The organism is Mesorhizobium sp. M2A.F.Ca.ET.037.01.1.1, assembly GCF_003998075.1.
GTDB lineage: Bacteria > Pseudomonadota > Alphaproteobacteria > Rhizobiales > Rhizobiaceae > Mesorhizobium.
The window spans coordinates 1-4,075 of the sequence record NZ_RZSA01000619.1; the positions used below are offsets into that span (position 1 = coordinate 1).

Here is a 4,075-nt window from a genome sequence, read left to right on the forward strand (position 1 = left end):
TTATATGCCGTCGGAAGAATAGGCGTCACGGCGGCGACAGCTTGCCGATCGGAAGCCGATCGGAAGCCGATCGGACCGCGAGCGGTCACGCGGAGGGAATCTCCACATTGTCGATCAGCCTCGTCGTGCCGAGCCATGCTGCCGCGAGCAGGCGGCCGTCGCGGTCCCGTCGCCAGGGTGCAAGCGTGACGCTCGCGCGGGCGGCGACATAGTCGATCTTCCGGAAGCCTGCGGAGACAAGCGCCTTTGCAGCGTCTTCGGTGGCGCCGGATTCATCCGCACCGGCCGAAAGGGCCGCTGCCGCGCGGTGCAGGATACCGTTGAGCTGGCGCGCGATGTCGAGCTCGGCTTCGCTGAGATAGGCATTGCGTGATGACATGGCGAGGCCCTGGGCGTCGCGCACCGTTGGCGCGCCGATGATCTCGACAGGCAGGTCGAGATCGCGGCAGAGCTGCCTGACGACGCAAAGCTGCTGGTAGTCCTTCTCGCCGAACACGGCGCAGTCGGGCGCCGCCTGCAGGAAGAGCTTGGCAACCACGGTCGCGACGCCGTCGAAGAAGCTCGGCCTGAAGTCTGTCTCGAGACCCGACGAGGGGCCGCCCACCGCGATCTTGGTGGCGAAGCCGGCGGGGTACATTTCGCTTACGCTCGGCGTGAAGGCGAGATGCGCGCCTGCCTCCCGCAACCGGTCAAGATCGCGCGCCAGCTGGCGCGGATATTTGTCGAGGTCCTCCGTCGGCGCGAACTGCGTCGGGTTGACGAAGATCGAGACGACGCAGCGGTCGGCGCATTCGAGCGCGATCCTGACCAGCGAGATATGACCGTCATGCAGCGCGCCCATGGTCGGCACCATGGCGACCCTGAGTCCGGCCCGGCGCCACTCGCGCACCTGGGCGCGAAGGGCGGCGACGCTGTCGACGACGATTGCAGTGCTCATGTCTCGTCCTTGCCGGAGGTCGTCGTGAAGACGTGGTCGGGGCCGGGAAAGGCGCGGCTGCGCACCTCGGCCGCGTAGCGCGCCGCCGCATCGGCGATCACGCTGCGCAAGTTGGCGTATTCCTTCACGAATTTAGGCACGCGGTCGACGGTCATGCCGACCATGTCGTCGATCACCAGGATCTGGCCGTCGCAGTCGGCGCTGGCGCCGATACCAATGGTCGGTATGGAAATATGACGGGTCAACTTCGCGGCCACAGCCTCCATCGTTCCCTCTATGACAACCGAGAAAGCGCCGGCCTTTTCCACCGCCTCGGCGTCGCGGAAGAGCGCTGCGATGTTCTCCTCCGTGCGGCCCTTGATCCTGTATCCGCCGTCCCTTTCCACCGACTGTGGCTGCAGGCCGATATGACCCATCACCGGTATTCCCGCCGCAACGATGGCCGCGATCTGGGCGGCTATGTCGACGCCGCCTTCGAGCTTCACGGCCTGGCAGCCCGTTTCCTCGACAATGCGCTTCGCGGACGTCGAGGCTTGCGCCGGCGAGGCCTCATAGCTACCCGCCGGCATGTCGACCACGACGCAGGCCTTGGCCGAGCCGCGCATCACAGCCTGGCCGTGGGCGATCATCATCTCCAGCGAGGCGCCAAGCGTGGTGGCGTGGCCATGCAGAACCATGGCGACGCTGTCGCCGACCAGGAGCAGGTCGACATGCGGATCGAGCAGGCGGGCGACAGGGTAGGTATAGGCGGTGAGGCACACGATCGGCACGCCGCCCTTGCGGCGGCGAATATCTTCGGCGTTGATCCGGCTGTCGGCGGACGGTTTCCGGGTCAATCGTCACCTCCCTGAAGGCGCCCCGAACCGGGGCGGGTCGAGCTTTAGAAAGACAGGCAAGGCTTTGCAAGCCGCCCTGCCGCCAGCGGAGCGGCTGCATCGATTTAGCGCACGAAGCATTACATTCCGGGAGCGGCAAAACCCTTGCCTTCGCGGTGGCGTGACGCCATAAGCAGGGGAGAGGCGCAGCCGCTGCCGCCGCGAGGATCTGGATGAAAACTTTCCTGCTGCAGTTTTTCACTTGGTGGAACAGCCAGACGCTTGGCACCCGCTTCCACACCTGGCGCTTCGGCAAGAAGGTCGGCGAGGACGAAGCAGGCAACGTCTATTATGAAGGCGGTGTCGATTCGGAAGGTCGCACCCGCCGTTGGGTGATCTACCGCGACTATTCGGAAGCCTCGAAGATCCCGCCCGGCTGGCATGGATGGATCCATCACCGCGTCGACACGCCCCCTTCGGGCGAGAGCTACAAGGCGCGCGAGTGGCAGAAGCCGCATCGGGCGAACCTCACGGGAACGCCCGGCGCCTATCGGCCGCAAGGTTCGATCTTGACCAACCAGCATCGTCCGCAAGTGACCGGCGACTACGATGCCTGGACGCCGGGATCGTAATCACCCGGATCGCAATTCAAGGCGTCGCTTCGATCCTTTATCGCCACAATTGGCGTTTAGCTGCTTGCTGACTGCGCAGCCATGATTAGCCTTGGGCATTGAAGAATCACCCGGGCACAACCACCGGTGTTTGCATGAGCGATCCAGAGCAATTCCAGGAAAAGTGCGCAGCGGTTTTCCGTTCGGAATTGCGGCTCAGGATTCCAGCCCAAATCTCTAAGGCGCTGATCGCTGGGACGTCCCTTCTGCTTGCCTCGACAGCCGCTTTCGCCGCCGCGCAGGCGCCGGCCCCTGCGCCGGCTGCCTCCGAGCGTATCACCAACCCATTGGCCGAATTCGCCGGCATAGACAAGATCACCGGCCGCATCATCACCTTCGACGTCTATGTCGACGAGACCGTGCAGTTCGGCGCTTTGCAGGTCACGCCCCGCGTCTGCTATTCGCGGCCGGACACGGAGCAGCCGAAGACCGATTCCTTCGTCGAGGTCGACGAGATCACGCTCGATCGCAAGATCCGTCGCATCTTCACCGGTTGGATGTTTGCCGAAAGCCCTGGTCTCAACGCCGTCGAGCACGCCGTCTATGACGTCTGGCTCAAGGGCTGCAAGCAGAAGTCGGACGTGCCGCCGCCGACCGCGGCAAAGGCCGAGACGGGCAAGCCGAAGACCCAGGCCGCCAAGCCCAAGGCCGCGGCGGAGCCGGCGACCGAGCCGGCTGGCGCTGCCCCCGAGCCGACCGACGACGATCCCTCCAGCACCAACTGATCCCGGAACCTGCCCGCCTTTCAGCCGTTCCAACTCGGCAAGGCGAGGAGGATTCCGCGATGACCGCCACGAAGCCGATCATGGCCAACAAGCAAGAGCTTCTCGACATCGAGAAGGGCTTCTGGACCGGCGATTCCGCCTATTATGAAGCCAATGCCGATGTGGAATGCCTGGTGGCGTTTCCGCAAATGGCTAAGGCGATGACCAACTCCGAACTGGCGGCGACAGCCAGCAAACCCAACCGTTGGCGCGACCTCGACATCAAGCTGAAGGGCATGGTCGAGCCGGGCAGCGATATCATCATGCTGACTTACGAAGCGCGCGCGACGCGTGAGAACGGCGAATCCTATGCCGCGCTGGTCAGCACCGGCTATGTTCACCGCGCCGACGGCTGGAAGATGATGTTTCACGCGCAGACGCCGATGGATACGGCGCGGGACTGACCTCAGGGATAGAAGACGGCCTCGCCCTTCAGCGCCTCGGCCAGCAGCTTCTCATACTGGCCGCGCGGCACGTCGATGGCGCCGAAGCGCTTCAAATGCTCGGTGGTGAACTGCGTGTCGAGCAGCGCGAAGCCGCGCGCCTTCAGCCGCTCGACGAGATAATAGAGGCAGGTCTTAGAGGCATCGGTCTCCCTGGCGAACATGCTCTCGCCGAAGAACACGCGCCCGAGCGAAACGCCGTAAAGGCCGCCGACCAGACGGTCCTCGCGCCAGGCTTCGACCGAATGGCAGTGGCCGAGGCAATGGAGCTCGACATAGGCTTCGCGGATCGGCGCATTGATCCAGGTCGAGCGGCGCTCTTCGCGCTTCTCGGCGCAGCCGTCGATCGTCGCCTCGAAATCGAAATCGTAGCGGATCTCGAACGGGTGCTTGCGGATCGTTTTCTTGAGGCTGCGCGGCGTGTGGAACCCGTCCAGCGGAATGA

At 64.4% G+C, this 4,075-nt stretch carries 6 protein-coding genes; 3 read left to right on the forward strand and 3 right to left on the reverse strand.

Translation table 11 applies throughout. The features are described from left to right. Positions 1-85: 85 nt before the first annotated feature. Together panC and panB are read right to left on the reverse strand one after the other, a co-directional pair. On the reverse strand, positions 86-937 hold the full coding sequence (panC, locus tag EOA27_RS25495) for a pantoate--beta-alanine ligase (RefSeq protein ID WP_126082846.1): 852 nt from the start codon (positions 935-937) through the stop codon (positions 86-88). Next, the gene (panB, locus tag EOA27_RS25500; protein ID WP_126082845.1) at positions 934-1,773 is read right to left on the reverse strand and encodes a 3-methyl-2-oxobutanoate hydroxymethyltransferase; all 840 of its coding nucleotides are present in this window, start codon (positions 1,771-1,773) and stop codon (positions 934-936) included. Before panB ends, panC begins: the two co-directional genes overlap by 4 nt. A 212-nt stretch (positions 1,774-1,985) precedes the next feature. Here panB and EOA27_RS25505 point away from each other — a divergent pair, with 212 nt between their 5' ends. From EOA27_RS25505 to EOA27_RS25515, 3 genes are all read left to right on the forward strand, one after another. Then, positions 1,986-2,384, forward strand: a complete 399-nt coding sequence (locus EOA27_RS25505; protein ID WP_042643890.1) for an NADH:ubiquinone oxidoreductase subunit NDUFA12 — start codon at positions 1,986-1,988, stop codon at positions 2,382-2,384. Positions 2,385-2,518: 134 nt separating this feature from the next. Beyond that, a complete protein-coding gene (locus EOA27_RS25510) occupies positions 2,519-3,148 on the forward strand; it encodes a DUF2155 domain-containing protein (protein WP_245467065.1) in 630 nt (209 codons plus the stop codon). 59 nt (positions 3,149-3,207) lie between these two features. Next, positions 3,208-3,591, forward strand: a complete 384-nt coding sequence (locus EOA27_RS25515; RefSeq protein WP_126082844.1) for a hypothetical protein — start codon at positions 3,208-3,210, stop codon at positions 3,589-3,591. Between the two features lie 2 nt (positions 3,592-3,593). Here the strand turns inward: EOA27_RS25515 and aat are convergent, their stop codons facing one another. Then, a complete protein-coding gene (gene aat / locus EOA27_RS25520; RefSeq protein WP_245491158.1) occupies positions 3,594-4,073 on the reverse strand; it encodes a leucyl/phenylalanyl-tRNA--protein transferase in 480 nt (159 codons plus the stop codon). Positions 4,074-4,075 lie beyond the last annotated feature (2 nt).

Coding starts and splice junctions, on each gene's coding strand:
- EOA27_RS25515 (WP_126082844.1), top strand. CDS start 3,208: ATGACCGCCACGAAGCCGATCATGGCCAACAAGCAAGAGCTTCTCGAC.
- EOA27_RS25510 (WP_245467065.1), top strand. CDS start 2,519: ATGAGCGATCCAGAGCAATTCCAGGAAAAGTGCGCAGCGGTTTTCCGT.
- panC (WP_126082846.1), bottom strand. CDS start 937: ATGAGCACTGCAATCGTCGTCGACAGCGTCGCCGCCCTTCGCGCCCAG.
- EOA27_RS25505 (WP_042643890.1), top strand. CDS start 1,986: ATGAAAACTTTCCTGCTGCAGTTTTTCACTTGGTGGAACAGCCAGACG.